Consider the following 26,670-nt stretch of genomic DNA (forward strand, 5'->3'; position numbering starts at 1 on the left):
ACATCACGATGGAGAACAGCTCGGATCCTGCTGCGTTCCTGCTGGAAGTGCGCGGGATCAGCAAAAGTTTTGGTGCTGTGCATGCGTTGCAGGAGGTCGACTTCACGCTCCGCGCCGGCGAGATCCATGCGCTGCTCGGCGAGAATGGCGCCGGCAAATCCACGCTGATCAAGGTGATCACCGGCGTGTTCCCGCGCGATGGCGGCATTGTCATGATCAGTGGCGAAGAGGTCGCGCCGCGTTCGGCCAAGGCCGCACTTCAAGCCGGCATTGCCACCGTCTACCAGGAAGTCAATTTGCTGCCGAACCTCTCGGTCGCGCAGAACCTATTCCTCGATCGTCAGCCGATGCGCTTCGGCATTGTGCGCGAAGGCGAGATGCGACGCCGCGCGAAGACATTGCTCGCGGATTTCGGTCTCGATATCGATGTATCGGCGCCGCTCGGCAGCTATTCCGTCGCCGTGCAGCACGTCACCGCGATCGCGCGCGCCGTCGATCTCTCGGCGCGCGTGCTGATCCTGGACGAGCCGACCGCGAGCCTCGACCGCCACGAGGTCGAGATCCTCTTTCGCATCATGCGCCAGCTCGCCGGGCGCGGTATCGGGATTGTTTTCGTCAGCCATTTCCTCGACCAGGTCTACGAGATTTCCGATCGCATCACAGTCTTGCGCAACGGCCGCCTGGTCGGCGAGCGCGAGACCGCGTCTCTGTCGCGGCTCGAGCTGATCCGGATGATGCTCGGCCGCGAGCTTGCGGAGACCACCAGCACCCGGGCATCAGCAGGCGCGCAGAAGACGCGTGACGTCTGTGCGAGCTTCGAGAATTACGGCAAGGCCGGCTACGTCGCGCCGTTCAATCTCGAGCTGCGCCACGGCGAGGTCGTCGGCCTCGCCGGTCTGCTTGGCTCGGGCCGCACCGAAACGGCGCGGCTGGTGTTCGGCGCCGAGCGCGCCGATGGCGGGCAGGCGAGGGTCGAAGGCGTGCCTGTCCGGCTTCAGTCGCCGCGCGACGGCGTGCGCCACGGCTTTGGCTATTGCCCGGAGGAGCGCAAGACCGACGGCATCGTCGCAGAGCTCACCGTGCGCGAGAACATCGCGCTCGCGCTCCAGGCCAAGCGCGGTCTGCATCGGCCGCTGTCGCGGCGCGAGCAGGACGAGATCGCAAGTCGTTACGTTAGGATGCTCGACATCCGCCCGCCCGATCCGGAGCGTCCCGTTGGTCTGTTGTCCGGCGGCAATCAGCAAAAGGTGTTGCTGGCACGCTGGCTCGCGACCTCGCCGCGACTATTGGTACTCGACGAGCCGACCCGCGGCATCGACGTCGGCGCGCATGCCGAGATCATCCGCCTGATCCGCGAGCTCTGCGACGACGGGCTGGCGCTGCTCGTGATCTCCTCCGAGCTCGATGAGATCGTGACCTATTCGGATCGCGTCGTGGTGCTGCGCGATCGCGCCCATGTCGAGGAGCTCGCGGGGGAGGCGATCGACGTCGGCAGCATTCTCGCCGCCATCGCCGCCGATGGCGGCAGTGTCGCGCATGAGGGCCGGGCATGACAGCGCTATTGCCGCGCCGCGGCCTTGCCCAGATCCTTGCGTTAATCGTTATCCTGGCGGTCGATCGTGTGGTGTCGCCGCAATTCTTCGACCTGCGTCTCCAGGACGGCCGTCTCTTCGGCAGCCTGATCGACGTGCTCAACCGCGGCACGCCGGTGGCGCTGCTCTCGCTCGGCATGGTGCTGGTGATCGCGACGCGCGGCATCGATCTGTCAGTCGGCGCGATCATGGCTATCTCGGGCGCAATCGCGGCGAGCCTCGCCGACAGCCACAGTCTGGCCGTGGTGCTGGCAGCCGCGCTCGGCGCGGGCTTGATCTGCGGCTTGTGGAACGGATTTCTCGTCGCGGTGCTTGGCATGCAGCCGATCGTCGCGACGTTGATCCTGATGGTGGCGGGACGCGGCATCGCGCAGCTCATCACCGAGGGTCGCATCGTGACCTTCTCCTCGCCCGATCTGGTCTGGCTGGGCAATGGCGCCATTCTTGGCGTGCCGGTGCCAGTCGCGATTGCGTTGGGCATGCTGATCCTCACCGGCGCGGTGGTGCGCGGCTCGGCGCTCGGACTGCTGATCGAGGCCACCGGCGGCAATGCGCGGGCGAGCGAACTCGCTGGCGTCGGCACGCGCGCCATGATTTTGGCGGTCTATGTCTGGTGCGGTGTCTGTGCTGCGCTCGCCGGCGTGATCGCGGCTGCCGACATCATGGGCGCCGATGCCAACAATGCCGGCCTCTGGCTCGAGCTCGACGCGATCCTGGCCGTCGTGATCGGTGGGACCTCGCTGTTCGGCGGCCGCTTCAGCCTAATTCTTGCTGTGTTAGGTGCGCTGATCATCCAGACCATGAACACCGGCATTTTGCTATCGGGATATCCGCCGGAGTTCAATTTGCTGGTCAAGGCAGTGGTGGTGATCGCCGTGCTGCTGCTGCAATCACCGAAACTGTCCGGCGTTGCCGGTGTCGTGGCGCGGCTGCGGAGGGCCAAAGCGTGAAAGGCCTGCCGCCCGTCCTCATCACCGCCATCGTGCTCGTCGCGGGATTCGCGCTCTGCGCGGTGCAATTCCCCAACATCGCCTCAACCCGTGTGGTCGGCAATCTCCTCACCGACAACGCCTTCCTCGGCATCGTCGCGACCGGCATGACCTTCGTCATCATCTCCGGCGGCATCGATCTCTCGGTCGGCTCGGTGATCGGCTTCACTACTGTGTTCGTCGCGCTGGCGATCGAGCGCTGGGGCATTCCGCCCCTGGTCGCCTTCGTCGCCATCCTCGCGCTTTCGGGAGCCTTTGGTGCGGCGATGGGCGCGATGATCCACGTCTTCGATCTGCCGCCTTTCATCGTGACTCTCGCCGGCATGTTCCTGGCCCGTGGCGCCAGCTTCCTGCTCTCGACGGAATCGGTGCCGATCACCGCGCCGGTCTATTCCACCGTGTCGGACTTCGCGCTGCGGCTACCCGGCGGCGGGCGCCTGACCGCGGTCGCGATCATCATGCTTACGATCGCGATCGGCGGCGCATTGCTGCTGCGTCTCACCCGGTTCGGCGCCAACGTCTATGCGCTCGGCGGCAGCCGGCAGGCCGCGAGCCTGATGGGCGTTGCCGTCGGCAGGATGACGGTGAAGATCTACATGCTGTCGAGCCTGCTCGCAGGCATCGCGGGCATCGTCTTCTCCTTCTACACCAGCGCCGGATACTCGCTTTCCGCCGTCGGCGTCGAGCTCGACAGCATTGCGGCGGTCGTGATCGGCGGCACGCTGCTCACCGGCGGGCAGGGCTCGGTGATCGGTACCTTCCTCGGCGTGCTGATCCAGGGCATGATTCAGACCTACATCAATTTCGACGGGACGCTGTCGAGCTGGTGGACTAAGATCGCGACCGGCGTGCTGCTGTTCGCCTTCATCGCCTTGCAGCAAGGACTGGTCGCGCTCGCGCGCCGGCCGGTGGCGAAGCGCGCGGGAGCCGTCTCATGACCTCGCGCATCGTCGTCATCCCCACGCGCCGGGCCCATTCTAACCACGCGGAAGTGGCGCGCTCGATCGGCGTCGACATCATCGCCGGCCGTTACGCGGAAGGGACGCGCCTTCCGGGCGATGCCGAGATGATCGCGATGTTCGGCGTGTCCCGGCCAGTGCTGCGCGAGAGCGTGAAGACGCTGGTTGCCAAGGGCCTGCTCACCACCAAGGCGCGGGTCGGCACCGTCGTGCGCGAGCGCGTCGCCTGGAACATGTTCGACGCCGACGTGCTGGCCTGGCATCTGGACGCCGGCATCGACAAGCGCTTCCTCAACGACCTCGCCGAGATCCGCCTTGCGGTCGAGCCGCGCGCGGCCGTACTGGCAGCGGCGCAGCGGTCGGAGCAGGACTTGGTCGAGCTGCGTCGCTGCATGGAGCGGATGCGGGATGAGGCTTCCGATTCCGTCGGCTTTGCTGATGCCGACCTCGCGCTTCATGTCGCCGTGGCGCGTGCGTCCGGTAATCTGTTCATGCGCTCGATCGGGCACGTCATCGAGGCCGCCTTGCGCGCCTCGTTCCTGCTCAGCGCACCTGTCGAACCGGAGGACCGCGACACCGTACTGCTCTGGCATCAGAAGATCGTCGATGCCATCGCGACGGGTGATGCCGCGACTGCGTCGGAGGCGATGGTCTACGTCATTCACAACGGCATGCGCCGCCATGAGGGTACAGTGACCGAGACTGTACAGGCCGAGGCGCTGCCGTCCGCGGACACTGGAGAGAGATCGTGACTGAACTTCGCATCGCCATCGTCGGCTTCGGCAAGATCGCGCGGGACCAGCATGTCGGCGCGATCGCCGCGGTGCCGGGTGCGACGCTCGCGGCCGTTGCCAGCCGCAACGCCTCGCTGCCGGGGCTGCCGCACTTTGCCACCATCGAGGAATTGCTGGAGAGGGGGCCGCCGATCGATGCGGTGTCGCTGTGCACGCCGCCGCAGGTGCGCCGCACCCAGGCTGCCTTGGCACTCGCCGCCGGCAAGCATGTCATGCTGGAGAAGCCGCCCGGCACCGGCGTTGCCGAGCTCGATCCCTTGATCGCGATGGCGGCGGATGCGAAGCGCACGCTGTTTGCGACCTGGCATTCGCGCCATGCACCGGCCGTCGAGCCGGCGCGGCAATGGCTCGCCGCGCGGCGGATCACCTCCGTGCACATCAACTGGAAAGAGGACGTCCGCGTCTGGCATCCCGGGCAGATCTGGATCTGGGAGCCCGGCGGGCTCGGGGTGTTCGATCCCGGCATCAATGCGCTGTCGATCCTGACCAGGATCCTGCCGAAGCCGGTGTTCGTCACCGCGGCCGAGCTCGCCTTCCCCGCCAATCGCCAGGCGCCGATCGCCGCGAACCTGACGCTGGCCGATATTGATGGCCTGCGAGTTACCGCCGAGTTCGATTTCCGCCAGACCGGGCCGCAGAGCTGGGATATCCTCGTCGAAACCGACCAGGGCCGGATGACGCTATCCCGCGGCGGCCGGATCATGGCGATCGACGGCAAGACCGTTGCCGAGGCGCCCGATGAGGAATATCGGGAGCTGTACCGGCGCTTCGTCACGCTTGCCGCAACAGGTGCCCGCGACGTCGATCTGGCACCGCTTCGTCTCGTCGCGGATGCCTTCCTGCTCGGCAGGCGCAATATCGTCGAACCATTTGTGGATTAGACATGGCTGGCGCAAAAATAGAAAAAGACGTCTTCGGAACACTGCCGGACGGCCGCAGCGTGGAGCGCATCGTGCTGCGCGGGGAGAGTGGGTTCGAAGCGCGCATCATCACCCACGGCGCGGTGATTCAGGCTCTGATCGCGGCCGGACGCGAGGGGCGGCTACGACGATGTCGTGCTGGGTCACGATGCGTTCGCCGGCTATCTCGCCGAGCGGAAGTTTTTTGGCGCCACCGTGGGCCGCTACGCCAACCGCATCGCCAACGGACAATTTTCGCTGGACGGCGAGACGGTTCAGCTTCCCGTCAACAACGGTCCGAACGCGTTGCATGGCGGCCTCGACGGATTCGACCGCAAGCTCTGGGAGATTGCGGAGATCGACGACGGCGCCGAGTCGGCGGTGACGCTGACCTACACGAGCCCGCATGGCGAGGAAAACTATCCCGGCCGGCTCGACGTGCGCCTGACCTATCGCGTCACCGGCCCGAGCGAGCTGTCGCTCACCATGGAGGCGCGGACCGACCGGCCGACCATCGTCAATCTGACCAACCACAGTTTCTTCAATCTGGAAGGCGCGACGTCGGGCTTGCCCATTCTCGATCACAAGCTGACGGTTGCCGCCGAACATTTCCTGGCGATCGATCCTACCGCCATTCCGCTTCCTGAGCCGCCGCGCAGCGTTGCCGGCACGCCGTTCGACTTCCGCGGCGCCCAGCCCGTCGGCGCGCGCATCCGCGAGAGCGATCGGCAATTACAGAACGGCAAGGGCTACGACCATACCTACTGTCTTGGCCGCGACGGCAAGCTTGCGCTCGCGGCGCGGCTGGAGGCGCCGCGCTCGGGGCGGATCATGGAGATGCTCACCGATCAGCCCGGTCTTCAGGTCTATTCCGGCAACTATCTCGACGGCACGATCTCGGGGAAGGGCGGCAAGCTGTATCGCCAGTCGGACGCGATGTGCCTGGAGCCGCACATGTGGCCCAATTCACCAAACCGGCCGGATTTTCCAAGCCCGCGCCTCGATCCAGGCGGGGTCTATCGCCATCATACCGTCTATCGCTTTGCGGTGAGGTCGCCATGATGGAGCAGGTGCCGACGTCTGTCCTCTCGGACGATCCCTGCCATCTCGGCGAGGGACCGACCTATGACGCGACCACCGACACGGCCTGGTGGTTCGACATCCGCGAGGGGCGGCTGTTCGAGGCGCAGCTCGGCCGTGGCAGCATTCGCGTCCATGCGCTCGGCCGGATGGCGAGCGCGCTCGGGCGCATCGATGCCGAGCGCCAGCTGATCGTTGCGGAAGATGGACTCTACATCCGCAAGCTCGCCGACGGTGCGATGGCGCTGCTCTGCCCGCTCGAAGCCGACAATCCCGCGACGCGCTCCAATGATTGCCGCGTGCACCAATCCGGCACGTTCTGGATCGGCACCATGGGCCGCAAGGCCGAGCGAGGGGCTGGCGCGATCTATGCGTTCCATCGCGGCAAGATATCGACGCTGTTTCCCGGTATCAGCATTCCCAACTCGATCTGTTTCTCGCCCGATGGCGCCACAGGCTACTTCACCGACACCGCACGCGCCGTGCTCTATTCCGTGCCGCTCAATCCCGCGACCGGCCTGCCGCGCGGCGAGCCCGAGGTGCTGCTGCGCCATACCGGCATCGGCGGCCTCGACGGCTCGGTGTGCGACGCAGATGGCCAGATCTGGAACGCGTGCTGGGGCGCAAGCCGCATCGATGTCTACTCGCCGCAGGGCGAGCGCCTGCGCTCGATCAGCGTGCCGGCCAAGCAGGCAAGCTGCCCCGCTTTCGTCGGCCCTGATTTATCGCGCATTCTCGTCACCTCGGCGTGGCAGGACATGGACGCGGCGGCGCGCGCCGCCGATCCGCAGGCCGGCTGCACCTTTCTGTTGGAGGCCTCCGCGCATGGTCGCGCGGAGCCGGACGTCAAGCTCGCATAGGAGGCCCGAAGCAGCTCATCGCACGTTCTCGACGAAGCCAAGAAACAGTCTGACACCATAAGGGAGTGAAACATGCTGAAACTGAAGACGACATTCCTCGCGCTGGCGCTGGCCGGCGCCGCGACGATGGCCGCGGGCGTCACCGCCTCAGCCCAGGACAAAGCAACGGTCGGCATCGCCATGCCGACCAAATCGTCGGCGCGCTGGATCGACGATGGCAACAACATGGTCAAGGTGCTGAAGGAACGCGGCTACAACACCGACCTGCAATATGCCGAGGACGACATTCCGAACCAGCTCTCGCAGGTCGAAAACATGGTGACCAAGGGCGCCAAGGCGCTGGTGATCGCCGCGATCGACGGCACCACGCTCTCCGACGTGCTCAAGCAGGCCAAGGCCAAGGGCATCACCGTGATCGCCTATGACCGCCTGATCCGCGGCACGCCGAACGTCGATTACTATGCGACCTTCGACAATTTCCAGGTCGGCGTGCTCCAGGCCGAGTCGATCGTGCAGGGCCTCGGCCTCAAGGATGGCAAGGGTCCGTTCAACATCGAGCTGTTCGGCGGCTCGCCCGACGACAACAATGCCTACTTCTTCTACAACGGCGCGATGAGCGTGCTGAAGCCGTACATCGACAGCGGCAAGCTCGTCGTGGCTTCGGGCCAGATGGGCATGGACAAGGTCGCGACCTTGCGCTGGGACGGCGCCACCGCGCAGGCTCGCATGGACAATCTGCTCAGCGCCTACTACGGCAACAAGAAGGTCAACGCGGTGTTGTCGCCGTATGACGGCCTGTCGATCGGCATCATCTCCTCGCTGAAGGGCGTCGGTTATGGCAGCGCCGGCCAGCCGATGCCTGTCATCTCGGGCCAGGATGCCGAGGTGCCATCGATCAAGGCGATGCTGCGCGGCGACCAGTATTCGACCATCTTCAAGGACACCCGCGATCTCGCCAAGGTGACCGCCGACATGGTCGACGCCGCGCTTGCCGGCAAGCAGGTCACCGTCAACGATACCAAGACCTACGAGAACGGCGCCAAGACCGTGCCGTCCTACCTGCTCAAGCCGGTCGTGGTCTACAAGGACAATTGGGAGAAGGTCTTGATCGACAGCGGCTACTACAAGAAGTCGCAATTCCAGTAAGACTTTTCTCCTTCGCCCTCGCCCCGCTCTCGCGGGGAGAGGGCGGGGTGAGGGGCCATCTCCCTACGGGCAGTGATTGCTATGCACTCCGTCATTGCGAGCGCAGCGAAGCAATCCAGTCTTCCGCCGCGGAGAGAGTCTGGATTGCTTCGCTGCGCTCGCAATGACGATGTGGATGCCGCGATATCATCCCCGCAAGATGGGGAGAGGTTGAACAAGGGACAACGACGATGGCCGCAATGCTGGAGATGCGCAACGTCAGCAAGAGCTTTTCCGGCGTGCAGGCGCTGCGCGACGTTAACTTCTCGGTTGACGCCGGGCAGATCCACGCCCTCGTCGGCGAGAATGGTGCCGGCAAGTCGACGTTGATGAAGGTGCTCAGCGGCGTGTATCCGGCCGGCAGTTACGAGGGCACCATCGTCTTCGACGGCGAGGAGCGGCGCTTTCGCGACATCAACGATTCCGAGGCGCTCGGCATCATCATCATCCATCAGGAGCTGGCGCTGATCCCGCTGATGTCGATTGCCGAAAACATCTTCCTGTCGCATCCGCCTTCAAGACTCGGCGTCGTCGATCGCGACGAGGTGTATCGGCGCACGCGGGAACTCCTCGCGCAGGTTGGCCTCAAGGAATCGCCGGATACGCTGATCACCGATCTCGGCGTCGGCAAGCAGCAGCTCGTCGAAATCGCGAAGGCCCTGTCCAAGCGGGTGCGGATGCTGATCCTGGACGAGCCCACCGCCAGCCTCAACGAGGCTGACAGTGCCGCGCTGCTCGAACGTCTCGTGGCCTTCCGCGAGCAGGGCATCGGCTCGATCCTGATCTCGCACAAGCTGAACGAGGTCGCCCGCGTCGCCGACCACATCACCGTGCTGCGCGACGGCCGCACCGTCGACGGCATCGACTGCCGCGCCGAGCCGATCCAGGAAGACCGCATCATCCGCAGCATGGTCAACCGCGATCTCGCCCACCGTTTCCCGGAGCGTAGCGCAGAGATCGGCGAGCCCGTCCTCACCGTCGAGAACTGGTCGGTCTATCACCCCCATCCATCCCGAGCGGCAGGTGATCAAGAACATCGATTTCGGCGTGAAGCGCGGCGAGGTCGTCGGCATTGCCGGATTGATGGGCGCCGGCCGCACTGAATTCGCCATGAGTCTGTTCGGTCGGTCCTGGGGCACTACCATCAGCGGTCGCATCCGGCTCGAGGGCCATGAGATCGTGCTGCCGAACGTCGCGGCCGCGATCGACGCGGGTCTTGCCTATGTCACCGAGGACCGCAAGCAGCTCGGGCTGATCCTCGCCGACGACGTTCGCAAGAACATCACGCTCGCAAGCCTCGACCAGGTCGCGCCTCGCCGGGTGATCGACGACATCGCCGAGCTGAAGGTCGCCAGCGACTACCGCAACCGGATGCGCATCCGCTGCTCGGACGTCTACCAGGAGACCGGCCAGCTCTCCGGCGGCAACCAGCAGAAGGTCGTGCTGTCGAAATGGCTGATGACGGACCCCAAGGTCTTGATCCTGGACGAGCCGACGCGGGGCATCGACGTCGGTGCCAAATACGAGATCTACTGTATCATCAACGAGCTTGCGGAAGCCGGCCGCGGCGTGGTGGTGATCTCCTCGGAGATGCCCGAGCTCCTCGGCATCTGCGACCGCATCTGTGTCATGAACGACGGCGCCTTCGTCGGCGAGTTCCCGAGCACTGAAGCGACGCAGGAAAAGATCATGCGCGCCATCATGCGCAACGATAGAAATTATGGAAGCAGCGTCCTTGCGGGCGCGGAGATGGGAGGATCGCAGCCATGACCGACAAGACGGTATCGCTGCCCGAGGAGCGCCGGCACGGCAGCTTCATCAAGAACAATTTGCGCAATTACGGCATGCTGATGTCGCTGGTCGCGATCATGCTGTTCTTCCAGGTCATGACCGGCGGCACGCTGCTGCAGCCGCTCAACCTGACCAATCTGGTGCTCCAAAACAGCTACATCGTCATCATGGCGCTCGGCATGCTGCTGGTGATCGTCACCGGCCATATCGACCTCTCGGTCGGCTCGGTCGCGGGCTTCGTCGGCGCGGTGGCCGCCGTGCTGATGGTGACGTACAAGATCGACTACACGCTCGCTTTCATCGCCTGTCTGCTGTTGGGCGCGGCGATCGGCGCGGCGCAGGGCTATTGGGTGGCCTATTTCAAGATCCCGTCCTTCATCGTGACGCTGGCCGGCATGTTGGTGTTCAAGGGACTTGCACTCGCGGTGTTGCAGGGCCAGTCGCTCGGACCGTTTCCGGCGACCTTCCAGAAATTGTCGTCGGGCTTCATTCCGGAGATGCTGCCCGAGGCCGGCACGCTGCATCCGACATCCATGCTGATCGGTGCCGTGCTCGCGCTCGGCCTCGTCTACGCCAGCGCCAAGGGTCGCTCGCGCGAGCAATTGCACGGCATCGAGGTCGAGCCTTACGCGTTCTTCCTCGGCAAGAGCATTCTTCTGGCCTGCGCCGTGCTCTACTTCACCTATCTGATCGCCTCGCATCGCGGCATGACCCGAACGTGCTGGTCATCATGACCGCGCTGATCGCGCTCTACGGCTTCGTCACCCGCCGCACCGTGATCGGTCGGCAGGTCTACGCGGTCGGCGGCAATGCGAAAGCCGCAAAGCTGTCGGGCATCAAGACGGAACGGTTGACCTTCCTCACCTTCGTCAACATGGGCGTGCTTGCCGCGCTTGCCGGCCTCGTCTTCGCCGCGCGCCTCAACACTGCGACGCCCAAGGCGGGTCTCGGCTTCGAGCTCGACGTCATCGCCGCCTGCTTCATCGGCGGCGCGTCGGCCTATGGCGGTGTCGGCCGCGTCGGCGGCGCCGTGGTCGGCGCCATGATCATGGGCGTGATGAACAACGGCATGTCCATCCTCGGCATTGGCATCGACTACCAGCAGGTCATCAAGGGCCTGGTCCTGCTCGGGGCGGTGTGCATCGACGTGTATAATCAGCGCAGGTGACGCCGCGCAGCCGGGATGGAGCCCGGGCTACGGTTTCCTGCCGCGGCATTGGTTGCGGAGGGTCGCCGCATGCTGAGCTATTGCCCATGAGTTGGGTATATGATCGAATGGCCGGATGGACCAGGGCCGGCCAAAACCCGATCTGATCATCTTCGACTGCGACGGCGTGCTGGTCGATAGTGAGCTGTTGAGCTGTCGCTGCTTGTCCGACGTGCTGGCCGAATGCGGCATCGCGCTCAGCGTAGAGCAGGCGCTCGAACTCTTCCTCGGGCGCAGCACCAAGGCGGTCGAGCAGCATTATCGGGATCTCGGACAGGCCGTGCCGGAAGGCTTTCTGCCGCGCTTGAAGTCGCATGTACTGACGACGTTCGCGGCTACGCTTCAATCAATTCCCGGCGTCGCCGATGTGATCTCCGATTTGCGCGCGCCGTTTTGCGTGGCGTCGTCCAGCGACATCGACCGCGTCTCGTTGTCTCTTGACGTCACCGGCCTGCGGGCGCATTTCGGCGACCGGGTCTACACCGCGCAGATGGTCAGGCACGGCAAGCCGGCGCCCGATCTGTTTCTCCACGCGGCGGCGAAGATGGGTGCGGAGCCCGCGCGCACGCTGGTGATCGAGGACAGCGCCAGCGGCGTGCAGGCGGGAAAGGCGGCCGGCATGACCGTCTGGGGATTTGTCGGCGGCAGCCATTATCGCGGCCGCGACGGGCAGGCTATATTGTCGGGTGCGGGGGCCGACCGGGTGTTCGCGCGCATGATCGATTTCTGGAAGGACGCCTGACGCCCGCCATGGCCGCTGAGAACGAAAAGTCCAGGCTCGATGACGCCGCACGCGCCGGCTGGCTCTATTTCATTGCCGGTCACACCCAGGACGAAATCGCAAAAATGCTCCAGGTCTCGCGCGCCTCGGCGCAGCGGCTGGTCTCGCTGTGTCTCGCCGAGCGGCTCATTACCTTCCGGCTCGAACATCCCATCGCAGCCTGCATGGAACTTGCGGCGCGGCTGAAGGAACGGTTTGATCTCGTCCATTGCGAGGTGGTGCCGGCCGATCCGGCGGCGCCGCAGGCCACAGCGGGCATTGCCGAACGCTGCGCCAATCTGCTCGATGCCACGCTGCGTTCGGAGACGCCCGTCATCGTCGCGCTCGGCACGGGCCGGGCGGTGCGCGCCGCGGTCGAGCGCGTCACGCCGATCGACCGGCCCAACCACCAGATCGTCTCGCTGGTCGGCAACATCTCCGCCGACGGTTCTGCGAGCTTCTACGATACTGTCGGCCGGCTCGCCGATCGCACCGGCGCGCGGCACTATCCGATGCCGCTGCCGTTCCTGATGTCGTCCGAGGACGAGCGCAACAAGATGGTGCGGATCGAGCCCATCGCCAAGGTAAAGGCGGTCGCGATCAAGGCGGATTTGCGCCTCGTCGGCATCGGCCAGATGGACCAGAAGGCGCAGGTCCACGTCGACGGCTTCGTCACCCGCGACGAATTGTTCGAGATGATGCGGCAAGGGGCGATCGGCGAAATCACCGGCTGGGCCTATGATTCCAAGGGCCGCCTGCTCAAAGCCGGCACCAACAAACGCTTGACCAGCATTCCGCCGGAAGTGCCGGCAAAAACCACGACGATCGGCGCCGCAGTCGGTGCGGCCAAGGTGGCGGCGATCGCGGCGGCGCTGAACGGGCGGTTGATCAACGGGCTCATTACCGACGAGACGACCGCAAGGGCAATTTTGGAGCGCTGAGGCAGAGCTAGCGCGACAGCGCCGCTGCTCTCCCTCTCCCGCTTGCGGGAGAGGGCCGGGGAGAGGTCTCTCCGCTTGCAAGACTCCCCGAGAGGAGAGAACCCTCACCCGTATCGCATCTTTCGATGCGATACGACCTCTCCCGCAAGCGGGAGAGGTGAGCAAGCCGCCATATTTGTGCACGACATGACAAGTCACTCCCGCACCGCAGCACTCATAAGTTGCGCGAACGCCCTCGCGCCTGCTTGACAACGGTCCGCCCTCGGTTGAACATACGCCCAACGCGTGGGCATATGCTCAAAAGCGCGATCCTAGGGAGGTCACCCGTGAAACACGTCGTTGGCGCCGTCTGCGGCGCGTCTTGCCTGTTGCTGGCCGTCCCCGCGATGGCCGAAACGACCCTGACGATCGCCACCGTGAACAACGGCGACATGATCCGCATGCAGGGTTTGACGGCTGAATTCACCAAGAAGAACCCCGACATCACCGTGAAATGGGTGACGCTTGAGGAGAACGTGCTGCGCCAGCGCGTCACCACCGACATCGCCACCAAGGGCGGCCAGTTCGACGTGCTCACCATCGGCACTTATGAGGTGCCGATTTGGGCCAAGAAGGGCTGGCTGGTGCCGCTCGCCAATCTCGGCGCCGATTACGACGTCGCCGACCTCCTGCCCAAGATCAAGGATGCCGTCTCCGTCGATGGCAAGCTCTATGCCGCACCGTTCTACGGCGAGAGCTCGATGGTGATGTACCGCACCGACCTGTTCGACAAGGCCGGCCTGAAGATGCCGGAAAAGCCGACCTGGGATTTCGTCATCGACGCCGCCAAGAAGCTCACTGACAAGAGCGGGGGTGTCTACGGCATCTGCCTGCGCGGCAAGGCCGGCTGGGGCGAGAACATGGCGTTCCTCTCCGCCATGGCCAATTCCTACGGCGCGCGCTGGTTCGACGAGAAGTGGCAGCCGCAGTTCAACACCCCGGAATGGAAGGCGACGCTGTCGACCTATGTCGACCTGATGAAGCAGGCCGGCCCTCCCGGTGCGAGCTCGAACGGCTTCAACGAGAACCTCGCGCTGTTCAATGCCGGCAAGTGCGCGATGTGGATCGACGCCACGGTCGCGGCGTCCTTCGTCACCAACCCGAAGGACTCCAAGGTCGCCGACAAGGTCGGCTTCGCGCTCGCGCCCAACACGGGCCTGGGCAAGAACGCCAACTGGCTGTGGGCCTGGAATCTCGCGATCCCCGCGGGCTCCAAGAAGACGGAAGCGGCCGAGAAGTTCATCGCCTGGGCGACGAGCAAGGACTATACCAAGACCGTCGCCGCGAAGGAAGGCTGGGCAAATGTGCCGCCGGGCACGCGGACCTCGCTCTACCAGAACCCGGATTATCTGAAGGTCGCCCCATTCGCCAAGCTGACGCTGGCCTCGATCGATGCGGCCGATCCGAACAAGCCGACCGTGAAGCCGGTGCCTTACGTCGGCGTGCAATATGCGGCGATCCCCGAATTCCAGGGCATCGGCACGCAGGTCGGCCAGCAGTTCTCGGCCGCGCTTGCGGGCTCGATGACGGTCGATGCCGCGCTCGCCGCCGCGCAGTCCGCAACCGAGCGCGAGATGAAGCGGGCCGGTTACATCAAGTGAACCCGAGCTCTCCCTCCTGAGCTCAGACTTGCGGCCATCCACCCGCTAGGGATGGATGGCCGCCTTCTTCCCGCAAGCGGAGAAGCCAAGAATGGCAACCCGGCAGACGCAGCTTCTCGCACGGACGCTCCTGACGCCTGCGGTCGGGCTGCTGTTCATCTGGATGATCGTCCCGCTTGCGCTGACGCTCTATTTCTCGACGCTGCACTACAGTCTGCTCGATCCCGGCTCGGAATCATTCGTCGGGCTGGAAAACTTCCGCTACTTCCTCACCGATCCCGCGTTCCTCGCGTCGCTCCAGAATACGCTGGTGCTGGTCGGCTCGGTGCTGGCGCTGACCGTCCTGCTCGGAATTCCGCTGGCGCTGCTGCTCGACCAGCCCGTGATCGGCCTTAACATCGTGCGGCTGATGGTGATCGCGCCGTTCTTCGTGATGCCGACGGTGAGCGCGCTGGTCTGGAAGAACCTGCTGATGCATCCGGTATCCGGGCTGTTTGCCTGGATCGCCTCGATGTTCGGGTTGACGCCGATCGACTGGTTTACCGACGCGCCGCTGTTTGCGGTGATCCTGATCGTGTCCTGGCAATGGCTGCCGTTCGCGACGCTGATTTTGCTCACTGCGATGCAGTCGCTCGACGAGGAGCAGAAGGAAGCCGCCGAAATGGACGGCGCCAGCGCGGTCTCGACCTTCATCTATATCACGTTGCCGCACCTCGCGCGTCCCATCACGGTGGTGATCCTGATCGAGACGATCTTCCTGCTCACCGTCTTTGCTGAAATTTACGTCACCACGGGCGGCGGCCCGGGACTGTCAACCACCAACATCGCCTTCCTGATCTATTCGCAGGCACTGATCCAGTACGACGTCGGTACCGCCTCGGCGGGCGGCCTGGTCGCTGTGGTGATCGCGAACGTCGTTGCCTTCTTCCTGGTCCGCATCGTCGGCCGCAATCTGGAGGCATGAGACATGGCGCGTATGGCGACGAGGCGGCGGGTGGCGGTCTCGACGATCGGGGCGTGGTTCTTCGGGTTCCTGATCTTCTTCCCGATCCTCTGGATGGTGCTGGCGAGCTTCAAGACCGAACTTGAGGCCTTCGCGATTCCACCATCCTTCCTGTTCTTCCACTGGACCACCGAGAACTACGCGACCGTGCAGGAGCGCAGCGACTATTTTCACCACGCGCTGAACTCGATCATCATCGCCGGCGGCTCGACCCTGATTGCGCTTTTGATAGCCATCCCCGCGGCCTGGTCGATGGCGTTCTCGCCGACCAAGCGCACCAAGGACATCCTGCTCTGGATGCTCTCGACCAAGATGATGCCACCGGTCGGCGTGCTGGTTCCGATCTACCTGATCTACAAGACCTTCGGCTTGCTCGATTCCCGCATCGGCCTCGTCTTCATCCTGTGCCTCGGCAATCTGCCGATCGTGATCTGGATGCTGTTCACCTATTTCAAGGAGATCCCGCGCGACATCCTCGAAGCCGCGCGCATGGACGGCGCAACAATAGGCCGCGAGCTTATCTATGTCCTGACGCCGATGGCGATCCCAGGGCTCGCATCGACCATGCTGCTGAACCTGATCCTGGCCTGGAACGAGGCGTTCTGGACGCTCAATCTGTCGACCTCGAACGCCGCGCCGCTCACCACGTTCATCGCGTCTTATTCGAGCCCGGAAGGGCTGTTCTGGGCAAAGCTGTCGGCGGCCTCGACGCTGGCGATTGCGCCCATTCTCGTCCTCGGTTGGTTCAGCCAGAAGCAGCTCGTACGCGGGCTCACCTTTGGCGCGGTAAAGTAAGAAGGGCTGCCGGATCATGGGTCAGATCACACTTCAGGACGTGCAAAAATCCTTCGGTCCCGTGCACATCATCAAGGGTGCGGACCTTGAAATCGCCGACGGGTCGTTCGTGGTGTTCGTAGGTCCCTCGGGCTGCGGCAAGACCACGCTGCTGCGGTTGATCGCCGGGCTTGAAGATGTCAGCGGCGGCAAGATTCTGATCGACGGCAAGAACGTCGTCGACACGCCGCCCGCCAAGCGTGGGCTTTCCATGGTGTTCCAATCCTATGCGCTCTATCCGCATATGAGCGTGCGCGGCAATATCGGCTTCGGCCTGAAGATGGCGGGCCTTTCCAAGGACGAGACCAACCGCAAGGTCGAGGCTGCCGCCGCGACGCTGAACCTCACGCCCTATCTCGACCGCAAGCCGCGCGAGCTCTCCGGTGGCCAGCGCCAGCGCGTCGCGATTGGGCGCGCCATCGTCCGCGAACCCAAGGCGTTTCTGTTCGACGAGCCACTCTCCAACCTCGACGCGGCTCTGCGCGTGCAAATGCGCATCGAGGTGACGCGGCTCCAGAAGCAGCTCGGCACTACCGCGATCTATGTCACCCACGACCAAGTCGAAGCCATGACCATGGCCGACAAGATCGTGGTGCTCAACGGCGGCAAGATCGAGCAATATGGCTCGCCGCTGGATCTCTACGAGAAGCCGGCCAACCTCTTCGTCGCCGGCTTCATCGGCTCGCCCAAGATGAACTTCGTCACCGGCGGGCACGCCTTGCAGAAGGGCGCAGCAACGATCGGCGTACGGCCTGAGCATCTCAAGATCGAACGCGACGGCACTGGCGGCTGGCAGGGCACGATCGCGGTCGCCGAGCATCTCGGCAGCGACACCTTCCTCTATGTCGATGCCGGTGAGCTCGGGATGCTGACGGCGCGCTACATCGGTGAATTGAGCCTGCACGCCGGCGACCACGTGTCGCTGGTGCCGGACCCCGCACGGATCCATCGCTTCGACGCGAGCGGCAACGCCATTCGAGGCTGACAAGAGACCGCAAGAAACGGCAAAGAAACGGAAATACCACCATGTACCTGGAAAAATTCAAGCTGACTGGCAAGACCGCGTTCATCACGGGTGGCGGGCAGGGCATCGGGTTCGCCTGCGCCGAGGCGCTGGCTGAAGCCGGCGCCAGGGTCGTCATCGGCGATCGCGACAGCAAGGTCGCCGACAGCGCGAACGAGAGCCTGAAGGCGAAGGGCTACGACGCCGAGACGGCGATCATGGACGTCACCGACACCAAGCGCGTGGCGGAGGTCGCGAGCGACCTCGTTGCCCGCTATGGCAATGTCGACATCCTCGTCAACAATGCCGGCATTGCCCGCAGCGAGACGCCGGCGGAGACCGTGACCGACGAGCACTGGCTCAATGTGATCGACGTCAATCTCAACGGCACCTTCTGGTGCTGCCGAGAGTTCGGCAAGCACATGCTCAACGCCAAGCGCGGCGCCATCGTCAATGTCGGCTCGATGTCGGGTTTCATCGTCAACAAGCCGCAGGAGCAGTGCTTCTACAATGCCTCCAAGGCAGGGGTGCACCATCTCACCAAATCGCTGGCCGCCGAGTGGGGCGCGCGCGGCGTCCGCGTCAACGCGGTGGCGCCGACCTATATCGAGACTCCCCTCAATGCCTTCGTGAAGAGCGATCCGAGAATGTACGATGCCTGGATTGGTGGAACCCCGATGGCGCGGATGGGGCAGGTCGATGAGATCGCCTCCGTCGTACTGTTCCTTGCCTCAGAGGCGGCGAGCCTGATGACCGGCAGCATTGTGCTGGTGGATGGCGGCTACACTTGCTGGTAGGCTTGCGTCAAAACTGACGAGAGCGACCGGGAGCGACAATGCCGCGAGCGTATATCGGCGTCGACGTAGGGACCACGAGCACGCGGGCAGGGGTGTTTGACGAGGCCGGCACCTTGCTGGCGATCGCACGGCATCCGATCAGGACCTGGCACGAGGCCGGCGACATCGTCGAACAGTCGTCCCAGGATATCTGGGACGCTTGCGTGAGATCAGTGCGCGCCGCTATGGCGGAGGCTGGCATCGCGCCCGACAGCGTCGGCGGCATTGGCTTCGACGCGACCTGTTCCCTCGTGGTGCTCGACCGGCAAGGCGAGCCGGTCACGGTCAGTGCCTCCGGCGACAAGCAACGCAACGTCATCGTCTGGATGGACCACCGCGCTACGGCCGAGGCGCGCGTGATCAACCAGACCGAGGACGCCGTGCTGCGTTACGTCGGCGGCTCGATTTCACCCGAGATGGAGATACCGAAACTGCTGTGGTTGAAGCGGCACATGCGCGCGAGCTTCGATGCCGCCGGTCACTTCTTCGATCTGGCGGATTACCTGACTTGGCGCGCGACCGGCTCGCTGCAGCGCTCGACCTGCACCGTCACCTGCAAATGGAACTACCTCGCGCATGATGGCGGCGGCTGGAGCGTGCCGTTCTTCCAGCGCATCGGCCTCTCGGATTTCGTCGCCGAGAAATATGCCCGGATTGGCACCGAGATCGTCGCCCCCGGTACGCGCCTGGGTGCAGGTCTCACCCGCACTGCCGCGGCAGACCTCGGCCTGGCTGTGGGCACACCGGTCGGTGCGTCCCTGATCGATGCCCATGCCGGCGGCATCGGCGCGATTGGCGGTCGTGATGACTCGGACGGCGCGACCGATGTCAGCGACCGGCTCGCCTATATCATGGGAACGTCGGCCTGCATCATGGCGACGACCAAGGAGCCGTGCTTCGTGCCTGGCGTCTGGGGTCCTTACTATTCCGGTATGGTGCCGAACTTTTGGCTCAACGAAGGCGGTCAGTCGGCTGCGGGCGCGGCGATCGATCATCTCCTCAAATCGCATCCCGGGTTTGCTGAAGCGAGCGCGGCGGCGCGCAGTGAGGGCGTCGACCTCATCGAGTTCCTCGAGCGCCGCATCATCGCACGCGCAGGCGGCGCCAGCCGCGCCGCGCTGCTGGCCTCCGACGTCCATGTCCTTCCCGAGTTCATCGGCAACCGCTCGCCCTACGCCGATCCTGACACGCGCGCGGTGATCGCAGGCCTCGATCTCGATACCGATATCGCCTCGATGGAACGGCTGTTCGTCGCCGGCCTGTGCGGGCTCGCCTATGGGCTTGCCGAGGTGATCGAGGCCTTTGCCGCGCATGGCGTTCGCTCCAGCATCATGATCATGGGCGGAGGAGCGAGCCGTAGCCCGCTGGTGCGGCAGATCATGGCGGACACCACCGGCCTCACGGTCGCGCTGCCGCAGACCAAAGAACCGGTGCTGCTCGGCGCCGCGATGCTCGGCGCGGTCGCCGGCGGCGCCTATGCCTCGATCGGCGAGACCATGGCCAAAATGTCGACGCTGGGACGAAAGAGCGAGCCGACCGCGCCCGACATCGCCGCCTTTCACGCCCGCAAGCGCGAGGTCTACAAGCTGCTGCGCGAGGTTGATCGCTGCAGCCGTGCAGCGATGGCCAGAGGTCGAAGCGAATGCTGATTACCTGCGGCGATGCGCTGATCGATTTCGTCCCGACGCGAAACACCGACGGGCGCGAAGCGGTGATGCCGGCCGTCGGCGGCTCCTGCCTCAACGTCGCGATCGGCATGGCGCGGCTGGGCGCGCCGACAGGCTTCGTCGGCGGCATCTCGACCGACCTGTTCGGGCACATGATCGCCGATCACGCGACAGCGTCGAATGTCGAACTCGCTCTCGCCACAAGCAGCGATCACCAGACCACGCTCGCCTTCGTTCGCATCGTCGCGGGCGAGTCGCACTACGCCTTCTACGATGCCGAGACTGCGACGCGGAACTGGACCTATCGGCGCGGCACCATTCCATTCGCGACCGTCGAAGCCGTCCATGTCGGCTCGACCACGCTTGTCAATGACCGGGGTGCCGACGAGACCAAGGCCCTGATCGCGGACGCACGGGCGTTGTCGACAATCTCCTTCGATCCGAACTCCCGGCCCAACCTCGTCAAGGACAAGCCCGCCTATCTCGCGCGCATGGCGGAGTTCGCCGACAGCGCAGATCTCATCAAGATGTCCGACGTCGACTTCGCCTACCTGTTCGGCGACGAGCCGTTTCACCAGCGCGCCGGCACGCTGCTCGCACGGGGCGCGAGACTTGTCGTCATCACCCGCGGCAACAGCGGCGCCATCGCGTGGCATGCGGGTGCAGGGCAGATCGAGGTCGCCGCTCCCAAGGTCGAGGTGGCCGACACCATCGGCGCGGGCGACAGTTTTCAGGCGGCGCTGTTGTTCGCCCTGCACAAGCAGGGGCGTCTCGCCCGACAACAGTTGAAGGACATCGGCGCGGACGAGCTTCGCCGTGCGCTGTCCTTTGCCGCCAATTGCGCCGGCCTGACCTGCACCCGTCCCGGTGCCGATCCGCCGTGGAGCCACGAGATCAATTGGAGCTGGTAGCTAGCGCGTCAGGCCTCGCCCCATTTCCGAGTTGTCTCGGTGGACTGCGGCCATGCGCAAGCCGAAATGGACAGGATCGGTGCACGCTGGCAAGGTCCGCGCATCCTGACGCGAGGCGGTCCTTCTATGAACGATGATCTCTGTTTCCTGTCCGCCACCGAAATGCGCGCGCGCATCGACCGCAAGGAAGTCTCCCCCGTCGAACTTGTCGGCGCCGTGCTCGCGCGCGCCGAGGCGCTCCAGCCCCGGTTGAACTGCTTCATCACGCTCTGTGGCGGCGAGGCGATGGCAGAGGCGCGCGCGGCCGAGCGCAAAATGATGGCTGGCGAACCACTCGGCCTGCTGCACGGCATCCCCGTCACCGTCAAGGACATCGTCAACACCAGAGGCGTGAAGACCACTTTCGGCGCCGTTCCCTACAAGGACAATGTGCCGAACGAGGATGCCGTGGCGGTCGCGCGGCTGCGTGCGCAAGGCGCGATCCTGATCGGCAAGACCACCACGCCGGAATTCGGGAGCAAGTGCCTGACCGACTCGCCGCTGTTCGGCCGCACCCGCAACGCCTGGAGCGCGGAGCGGTCGTCGGGCGGCTCCAGCGGCGGCGCGGCGGTCGCCGTTGCCAGCGGCATCGCGCCGCTTGCGATCGCGACCGATGGCGGCGGCTCGACACGGATTCCCGCCGCCTGCAACGGCGTGGTCGGGCTGAAGCAGAGCAACGGCGTCATCCCGCACAGCCAAGCGCTCGATGCCTTCGGCAACCAGACCTATGTCACGCCGATGACGCGAACCGTCGCCGACACCGCGCTGATGATGCAGGCGATGGCCGGCGAGGATTCCTGCGATCCCTGGTCGATCGGCGTTCCCGTGCCTGACTTCATCGGCACCGCCGCCCCGCGCGGCGATCTGCGTGGGCAGAAAATCCTGTACTGCCTGTCGCCGCCCGGACGCCCTGTCTCTGCAGATGTCGACGCCGGCTTCAAGGCGAGTCTCGACCGGCTCGCCGGGCTCGGTGCCGAGCTCGAGGAATTTTCCGGCGAGGGGTTCGACATCGAACCGATCTGGCGCGCCATCAATCACACCGTCTGGCGCACGCGCTTTTCAAAGCTCGTGGCCGAGCACGGCGACGCCCTCAGCGAAGCCTTCGTCAAGCAGGTCGCGCTTGCGACCAACGTCAGCGGCGTCACCTATCAGGAAGCGATGTTCGCGCGCACGGCGTTGTTCCGCCGGGTGCAATCCCTGCTTGCGCGCGGGCACCTGCTGGCGATGCCGACCCTCACGCGCACCGCGCTGCCGATCGATCAAGACCTGTTCGGCACCATCGAGATCGACGGCAAGCACTTTGACAGCGTCCGGCCGCACTGGTTCCCCTGGACCATGCCGTTCAACATGACCGGACACCCCGCCATCAGTCTGCCGTGCGGCTTCGGCCGCGACGGCCTGCCGATCGGCCTTCAACTCGTCGGCCGCTTCCGCAGCGATGCGGACTTGCTGCGCGTGAGCGCGCTGTTCGAGGCTTCGCACGACCTTCTGTCCCGCTGGCCGGGTTGAGGAGTTGGGGATGCAAAGGACTTGTTTGCAAAGGACTTGCCTCCGGCGCCCGGACGTGTTGATCGTGCCGCGGACGATCCCTGAATCCGAGCGCGCATGAGCGTATTTGTCCCAATGCGGCATGGCGCCCGCAACCCCCTCGGTGTCGTCCTGGCGAAAGCCAGGACCCATACCGCGGAACCTATCGGTGGCGGGCGGTGACAGTACCGGACGACCAGTCTTCGCCAAATCGTGCCCTGGGGTTATGGGTCCTGGCCTTCGCCAGGACGACGTCGGAGCTCGTGAGCGCATGAGCGTATTTGTCCTCCGACGTCTGCTGACTTTGCTGGCGACGATGGTCGGCGCATCCGTGATCATTTTCTTGGTGCTGGATGCTCTTCCGGGCAATGCCGCGCAGATGCTGATGGGCGCCGATGCCTCGGCCGACGCGGTGCGCGCGCTCACCGTCAAGCTCGGGCTCGACCAGCCGCTGGCGGTTCGCTATTTGCAGTGGATCAAGGGCCTTCTCGTCGGCGATCTCGGCAACTCCTATGTCTATGGCACGCCGGTCGCGAGCCTGATCGCGGAGCGGCTGGTGCTGACCATTCCGCTTGCGATCATGGCGATGCTGATCACGGTGACGCTGGCGCTCTCGGCCGGCATCTACACCGCGGCCAACCACAACAAGGTCGGCGATGTCGGCGTGATGTCGCTAACGCAGGTAGGCATCGCGCTGCCGAATTTCTGGTTCGCGATCCTGCTGGTGCTGTTGTTTTCGGTGCGGCTGCAATGGCTGTCCGCGGGCGGTTTTCCCGGCTGGGAGGACGGCATCTGGCTCGGTATCAAGTCGCTGCTGCTGCCGGCGGTCTCGCTCGCGGTGGTGCAGGCCGCGATCCTCGCGCGTGTCACGCGCTCGGCGGTGCTGGAAGTGCTACGCGAAGACTTCGTCCGCACGGCGCGCGCGAAGGGGCTCGGCAAGCGCGAGGTGCTGTGGCGCCACGTGCTGCGCAACGCGATGATCCCTGTGATGACGGTGATGGGGCTGCAATTCGCCAATCTGCTGGCCGGCACCATCGTGATCGAGAACGTGTTCTATCTGCCGGGTCTCGGCCGCCTGATCTTCCAGTCGATTGCCAATCGCGATCTGATCGTGGTGCGCAACTGCGTGATGCTGCTCGCGACCATGGTCGTCATCGTCAATTTCGTGGTCGACGTGCTCTATGCTTTCGTCGATCCCCGCATCAAGGTCCACGACCTGTGAGCGCGCCACTGACCACCCTCGTCGACGCGCCGGCTGCAACGCGTGCTCTGCCGGCCCGGACCTTCTGGCGCCGCGCGCTGCGCCATCGCAGCTTCGTCCTGGGCGGTGCGCTGAGCCTGCTGGTGCTCGCCTCCGCACTGCTCTCGCTGGTGTGGACGCCGTGGTCACCCTACGAGATCGACATCGCCTCGAAGCTCCGGCCGCCCTCGGCCGCGCACTGGCTCGGCACCGACGTCTTCGGCCGCGACATCGTCTCGCTGCTGCTCGCGGGTGCCCGCTCCACCATCATGGTCGGCATCATTGCGGTGAGCATCGGTCTCACCTTCGGCGTCTGCCTCGGCCTGGTGGCGTCGGCCCGGCGCGGCTGGACCGAAGAGATCATCATGCGCTTCTCCGATTTCACCTTCGCCTTTCCGGCCGTGCTGTCCGCGATCATGCTCTCCGCGGTCGTCGGGCCCGGCATGGTGACCTCGATCGTCGCCATCGGCATCTTTCAGATTCCGACGCTGATCCGGCTGACGCGCGGCTCGGCCAACGCGATCTGGGCGCGCGAATTCGTGCTGGCCGCGCGCGCGGCGGGGAAGGGATCTTTCCGCATCACCATCGAGCACGTCCTGCCCAACATCCTGTCGATCCTGATCGTGCAGGCTACCATCCAGTTCGCGCTCGCGATCCTCGCGGAGGCCGCGCTGTCCTATCTCGGGCTCGGTACGCAGCCGCCGCAGCCGTCATGGGGCCGCATGCTGAACGACGCACAGACATTGCTATTCCAGTCGCCGATGCTCGCGGTCTATCCGGGCGCTGCGATCGCGGTCGCCGTGCTCGGCCTCAATCTCCTCGGCGACGGATTGCGCGATCTGCTCGATCCACGACTGGCACGGGAGCGATGACGATGAGCGAGCGCTCGACCATGCCGCTCATCGAGGTCGAAAATCTCGGCGTACACCTCAACACGAGCCGCGGGCCGGCACAGGCGGTGCGCGGCGTCAGCTTCGTCCTGAAACGCGGCGAGACGCTCGGGTTCGTCGGCGAGTCCGGCTGCGGCAAGTCGGTGACCGCACTGTCGCTGATGGGACTGCTGCCCGACAGCGCGGTCATCACCGGCAGCATCAAGCTGGATGGAAGCGAGCTCGTCGGGCTTTCGGATGCGGATTATTGCAGCCTGCGCGGCAACCGCATCAGCATGATCTTCCAGGAGCCGATGACCGCGCTCAACCCAATGCACACGATCGGCCATCAAGTCGCCGAGCCGCTGCGCCGTCACAAGAAATACTCGGCGGCGCAGGCGCGTAAAGAGACGATCGCCTTGCTCGACCGCGTCGGGCTACCCGATCCGGCCAGGCGCATCGATGCCTATCCGCACCAATTCTCCGGCGGCCAGCGCCAGCGCGTCACCATCGCGATGGCGCTCGCCTGCGAGCCGGACCTTCTGATCGCGGACGAGCCGACCACGGCGCTCGACGTCACTATCCAGGGCCAGATCCTCGACCTCATCGCCGACCTCGTCGATGAACGCGGCATGTCGATGATCCTGATCTCGCACGATCTCGGCGTCATCGCCGAGAACGTGCAGCGGATGATGGTGATGTATGGCGGCACGGTCGTCGAGAGCGGGCCGACCGACGAGGTGTTCCGCCGGATGGGACATCCCTACACGCAGGGCCTGTTCCGCGCCCGGCCGAAGCTCGGCGCACGCAAGGGGACGCGGCTGACGACGATCTCGGGCACGGTGCCGGAGCTCGCGGATCTGCCTTCCGGCTGTACCTTCGCCGATCGGTGTCCGCTCGTGATCGAGTCGTGTCGGACCGCGCTTCCACCGATGGTGGACGTCGGACCTGGCCACTTCGTGCGCTGCATCCGGACGGACGTGTCCATGGCCGCGAATGTCGGAGCGCTGTCCGCATGAGCACGGCGCCTCTTCTCGACGTGAAGGATCTCGAGCAGCGCTACACGTTGCCGCGCGAGAGCCTGTTCCGTCCGCCGGGGCAGGTGCGCGCGCTCAATGGTGTCAGTGTGCGGGTCGATGCCGGCAAGAGCCTTGGAATCGTCGGCGAGTCGGGCTCCGGCAAGTCGACCTTCGCGCGGATGGTGATGGCGCTGGAGCGGCCGACATCGGGCCAGGTCGCGCTGCTTGGCCGCGACCTCAACCGCATCTCCGCCGACGAATTGCGCCGCGCCCGCCGCGATTTCCAGATGGTGTTCCAGGACCCTTACGGATCGCTCGACCCGCGCCAGACCATCGCGCGCATCGTTGCCGAACCGCTCACCATGCTGGAAGACGCCGATCGTAGGACTTTTCGCGCGCGCGTCGCTGCGGTGCTGCGGCAGGTGGGTTTACGCGACGCCGACATGGAGAAATATCCGCACGAGTTCTCCGGCGGCCAGCGCCAGCGCATCGCCATTGCGCGCGCGCTGATCACCCAACCGAAGCTGATCGTCGCCGACGAGCCGGTCTCCGCGCTCGACGTCTCCGTGCAGGCGCAGGTCTTGAACCTGATGCAGGATCTCCAGGAGCAGTTCGGCCTGAGCTATGTCCTGATCAGCCACGACCTCGCCGTCGTCGACTATCTCTGCGACGAGGTCGCGGTGATGTATCTCGGCCGGATCGTCGAGCAGGGGCCGTCCCGAGGATTTGTTCGAGCGCTGTGCCCATCCCTACACCCGAGCATTGCTGGATGCCGTGCCTCGGGCGCGCGCCGGCGGTGGCCGGCGCCGGCGCGGAGCCCAGGCGATCGCCTCGCAATCGGCGGCCGCGAGCGGATGTCCCTATGTCACCCGTTGCGCGCTCGCCGACCAGCATTGCCGCGAGGTTCTGCCTGAGCTACGCAAGGTGGGCGAGACGCATCTCGCCGCCTGCCACAAGGCGGAGGCCGTGATGGCGTTGCCGCCATTGCCCGTGGAAGGTTAGCGTCCGCGGCGGGATTAGCGTAG

At 65.1% G+C, this 26,670-nt stretch carries 20 protein-coding genes and 4 pseudogenes; all 24 read left to right on the plus strand.

Annotated features, from left to right (window positions below; all coding sequences use genetic code 11):
• The first annotated feature begins 8 nt into the window (after positions 1-8).
• The 24 genes and pseudogenes from ACVWW3_RS06275 to ACVWW3_RS06390 all read left to right on the plus strand — a co-directional run bounded on the left by ACVWW3_RS06275 (position 9) and on the right by ACVWW3_RS06390 (position 26,647).
• Positions 9-1,553: a sugar ABC transporter ATP-binding protein gene (locus ACVWW3_RS06275; RefSeq protein ID WP_456652057.1), complete on the plus strand. Its 1,545-nt coding sequence runs from the start codon at positions 9-11 to the stop codon at positions 1,551-1,553.
• On the plus strand, positions 1,550-2,542 hold the full coding sequence (locus tag ACVWW3_RS06280; protein ID WP_247350086.1) for an ABC transporter permease: 993 nt from the start codon (positions 1,550-1,552) through the stop codon (positions 2,540-2,542). The genes ACVWW3_RS06275 and ACVWW3_RS06280 overlap by 4 nt, the downstream gene beginning before the upstream one ends.
• Positions 2,539-3,519, plus strand: a complete 981-nt coding sequence (gene yjfF / locus ACVWW3_RS06285; RefSeq protein WP_456650592.1) for a galactofuranose ABC transporter, permease protein YjfF — start codon at positions 2,539-2,541, stop codon at positions 3,517-3,519. The genes ACVWW3_RS06280 and yjfF overlap by 4 nt, the downstream gene beginning before the upstream one ends.
• Positions 3,516-4,292: a FadR/GntR family transcriptional regulator gene (locus tag ACVWW3_RS06290; RefSeq protein ID WP_456650591.1), complete on the plus strand. Its 777-nt coding sequence runs from the start codon at positions 3,516-3,518 to the stop codon at positions 4,290-4,292. The genes yjfF and ACVWW3_RS06290 overlap by 4 nt, the downstream gene beginning before the upstream one ends.
• Positions 4,289-5,215: a Gfo/Idh/MocA family protein gene (locus tag ACVWW3_RS06295; protein WP_456650590.1), complete on the plus strand. Its 927-nt coding sequence runs from the start codon at positions 4,289-4,291 to the stop codon at positions 5,213-5,215. The genes ACVWW3_RS06290 and ACVWW3_RS06295 overlap by 4 nt, the downstream gene beginning before the upstream one ends.
• A gap of 2 nt (positions 5,216-5,217) precedes the next feature.
• Positions 5,218-6,295 (plus strand): annotated as a pseudogene (locus tag ACVWW3_RS06300) (aldose epimerase family protein).
• Positions 6,295-7,173, plus strand: coding sequence for an SMP-30/gluconolactonase/LRE family protein (locus tag ACVWW3_RS06305; protein WP_247350272.1), 879 nt, complete (start codon positions 6,295-6,297; stop codon positions 7,171-7,173). The pseudogene ACVWW3_RS06300 and the gene ACVWW3_RS06305 overlap by 1 nt, the downstream one beginning before the upstream one ends.
• A 72-nt stretch (positions 7,174-7,245) precedes the next feature.
• Positions 7,246-8,319 (plus strand): multiple monosaccharide ABC transporter substrate-binding protein, encoded by a 1,074-nt coding sequence (chvE, locus tag ACVWW3_RS06310; protein ID WP_247350094.1) that lies wholly within the window; start codon positions 7,246-7,248, stop codon positions 8,317-8,319.
• A 230-nt stretch (positions 8,320-8,549) separates the two neighbouring features.
• A pseudogene (mmsA, locus tag ACVWW3_RS06315) lies at positions 8,550-10,128 on the plus strand (multiple monosaccharide ABC transporter ATP-binding protein).
• A pseudogene (mmsB, locus tag ACVWW3_RS06320) lies at positions 10,125-11,317 on the plus strand (multiple monosaccharide ABC transporter permease). The pseudogenes mmsA and mmsB overlap by 4 nt, the downstream one beginning before the upstream one ends.
• Before the next feature lie 115 nt (positions 11,318-11,432).
• The gene (locus tag ACVWW3_RS06325) at positions 11,433-12,098 is read left to right on the plus strand and encodes an HAD family hydrolase (protein ID WP_456650587.1); all 666 of its coding nucleotides are present in this window, start codon (positions 11,433-11,435) and stop codon (positions 12,096-12,098) included.
• Between the two features lie 8 nt (positions 12,099-12,106).
• Positions 12,107-13,057, plus strand: a complete 951-nt coding sequence (locus tag ACVWW3_RS06330; RefSeq protein ID WP_456650586.1) for a sugar-binding transcriptional regulator — start codon at positions 12,107-12,109, stop codon at positions 13,055-13,057.
• A gap of 326 nt (positions 13,058-13,383) precedes the next feature.
• Entirely contained in the window at positions 13,384-14,697 is a 1,314-nt protein-coding gene (locus ACVWW3_RS06335; protein ID WP_456650585.1) for an ABC transporter substrate-binding protein, read from the plus strand.
• A 91-nt stretch (positions 14,698-14,788) separates the two neighbouring features.
• Complete coding sequence (locus ACVWW3_RS06340; RefSeq protein WP_354044324.1) at positions 14,789-15,661, plus strand: carbohydrate ABC transporter permease; 873 nt, start codon at positions 14,789-14,791, stop codon at positions 15,659-15,661.
• A 3-nt stretch (positions 15,662-15,664) separates the two neighbouring features.
• Positions 15,665-16,495, plus strand: a complete 831-nt coding sequence (locus ACVWW3_RS06345; protein ID WP_247444940.1) for a carbohydrate ABC transporter permease — start codon at positions 15,665-15,667, stop codon at positions 16,493-16,495.
• Between the two features lie 16 nt (positions 16,496-16,511).
• Positions 16,512-17,519 (plus strand): ABC transporter ATP-binding protein, encoded by a 1,008-nt coding sequence (locus ACVWW3_RS06350; protein WP_247350112.1) that lies wholly within the window; start codon positions 16,512-16,514, stop codon positions 17,517-17,519.
• Positions 17,520-17,560: 41 nt separating this feature from the next.
• The gene (locus ACVWW3_RS06355) at positions 17,561-18,334 is read left to right on the plus strand and encodes an SDR family NAD(P)-dependent oxidoreductase (protein WP_456650584.1); all 774 of its coding nucleotides are present in this window, start codon (positions 17,561-17,563) and stop codon (positions 18,332-18,334) included.
• A 38-nt stretch (positions 18,335-18,372) separates the two neighbouring features.
• On the plus strand, positions 18,373-20,022 hold the full coding sequence (locus ACVWW3_RS06360) for an FGGY-family carbohydrate kinase (RefSeq protein WP_456650583.1): 1,650 nt from the start codon (positions 18,373-18,375) through the stop codon (positions 20,020-20,022).
• On the plus strand, positions 20,016-20,951 hold the full coding sequence (locus tag ACVWW3_RS06365) for a carbohydrate kinase family protein (RefSeq protein WP_456650582.1): 936 nt from the start codon (positions 20,016-20,018) through the stop codon (positions 20,949-20,951). Before ACVWW3_RS06360 ends, ACVWW3_RS06365 begins: the two co-directional genes overlap by 7 nt.
• A gap of 126 nt (positions 20,952-21,077) precedes the next feature.
• On the plus strand, positions 21,078-22,499 hold the full coding sequence (locus ACVWW3_RS06370) for an amidase (RefSeq protein WP_456650581.1): 1,422 nt from the start codon (positions 21,078-21,080) through the stop codon (positions 22,497-22,499).
• Positions 22,500-22,788: 289 nt separating this feature from the next.
• Positions 22,789-23,739 carry an ABC transporter permease gene (locus ACVWW3_RS06375; protein ID WP_456650580.1) on the plus strand — a complete coding sequence of 317 codons (951 nt, stop codon included), beginning with the start codon at positions 22,789-22,791 and terminating at the stop codon, positions 23,737-23,739.
• A complete protein-coding gene (locus ACVWW3_RS06380) occupies positions 23,736-24,629 on the plus strand; it encodes an ABC transporter permease (RefSeq protein WP_247350121.1) in 894 nt (297 codons plus the stop codon). The genes ACVWW3_RS06375 and ACVWW3_RS06380 overlap by 4 nt, the downstream gene beginning before the upstream one ends.
• A gap of 2 nt (positions 24,630-24,631) precedes the next feature.
• Positions 24,632-25,645: an ABC transporter ATP-binding protein gene (locus ACVWW3_RS06385; RefSeq protein ID WP_456650579.1), complete on the plus strand. Its 1,014-nt coding sequence runs from the start codon at positions 24,632-24,634 to the stop codon at positions 25,643-25,645.
• A pseudogene (locus ACVWW3_RS06390) lies at positions 25,642-26,647 on the plus strand (ABC transporter ATP-binding protein). Before ACVWW3_RS06385 ends, ACVWW3_RS06390 begins: the two are co-directional and overlap by 4 nt.
• Positions 26,648-26,670 lie beyond the last annotated feature (23 nt).

This window comes from Bradyrhizobium sp. LM2.9, assembly GCF_054056555.1.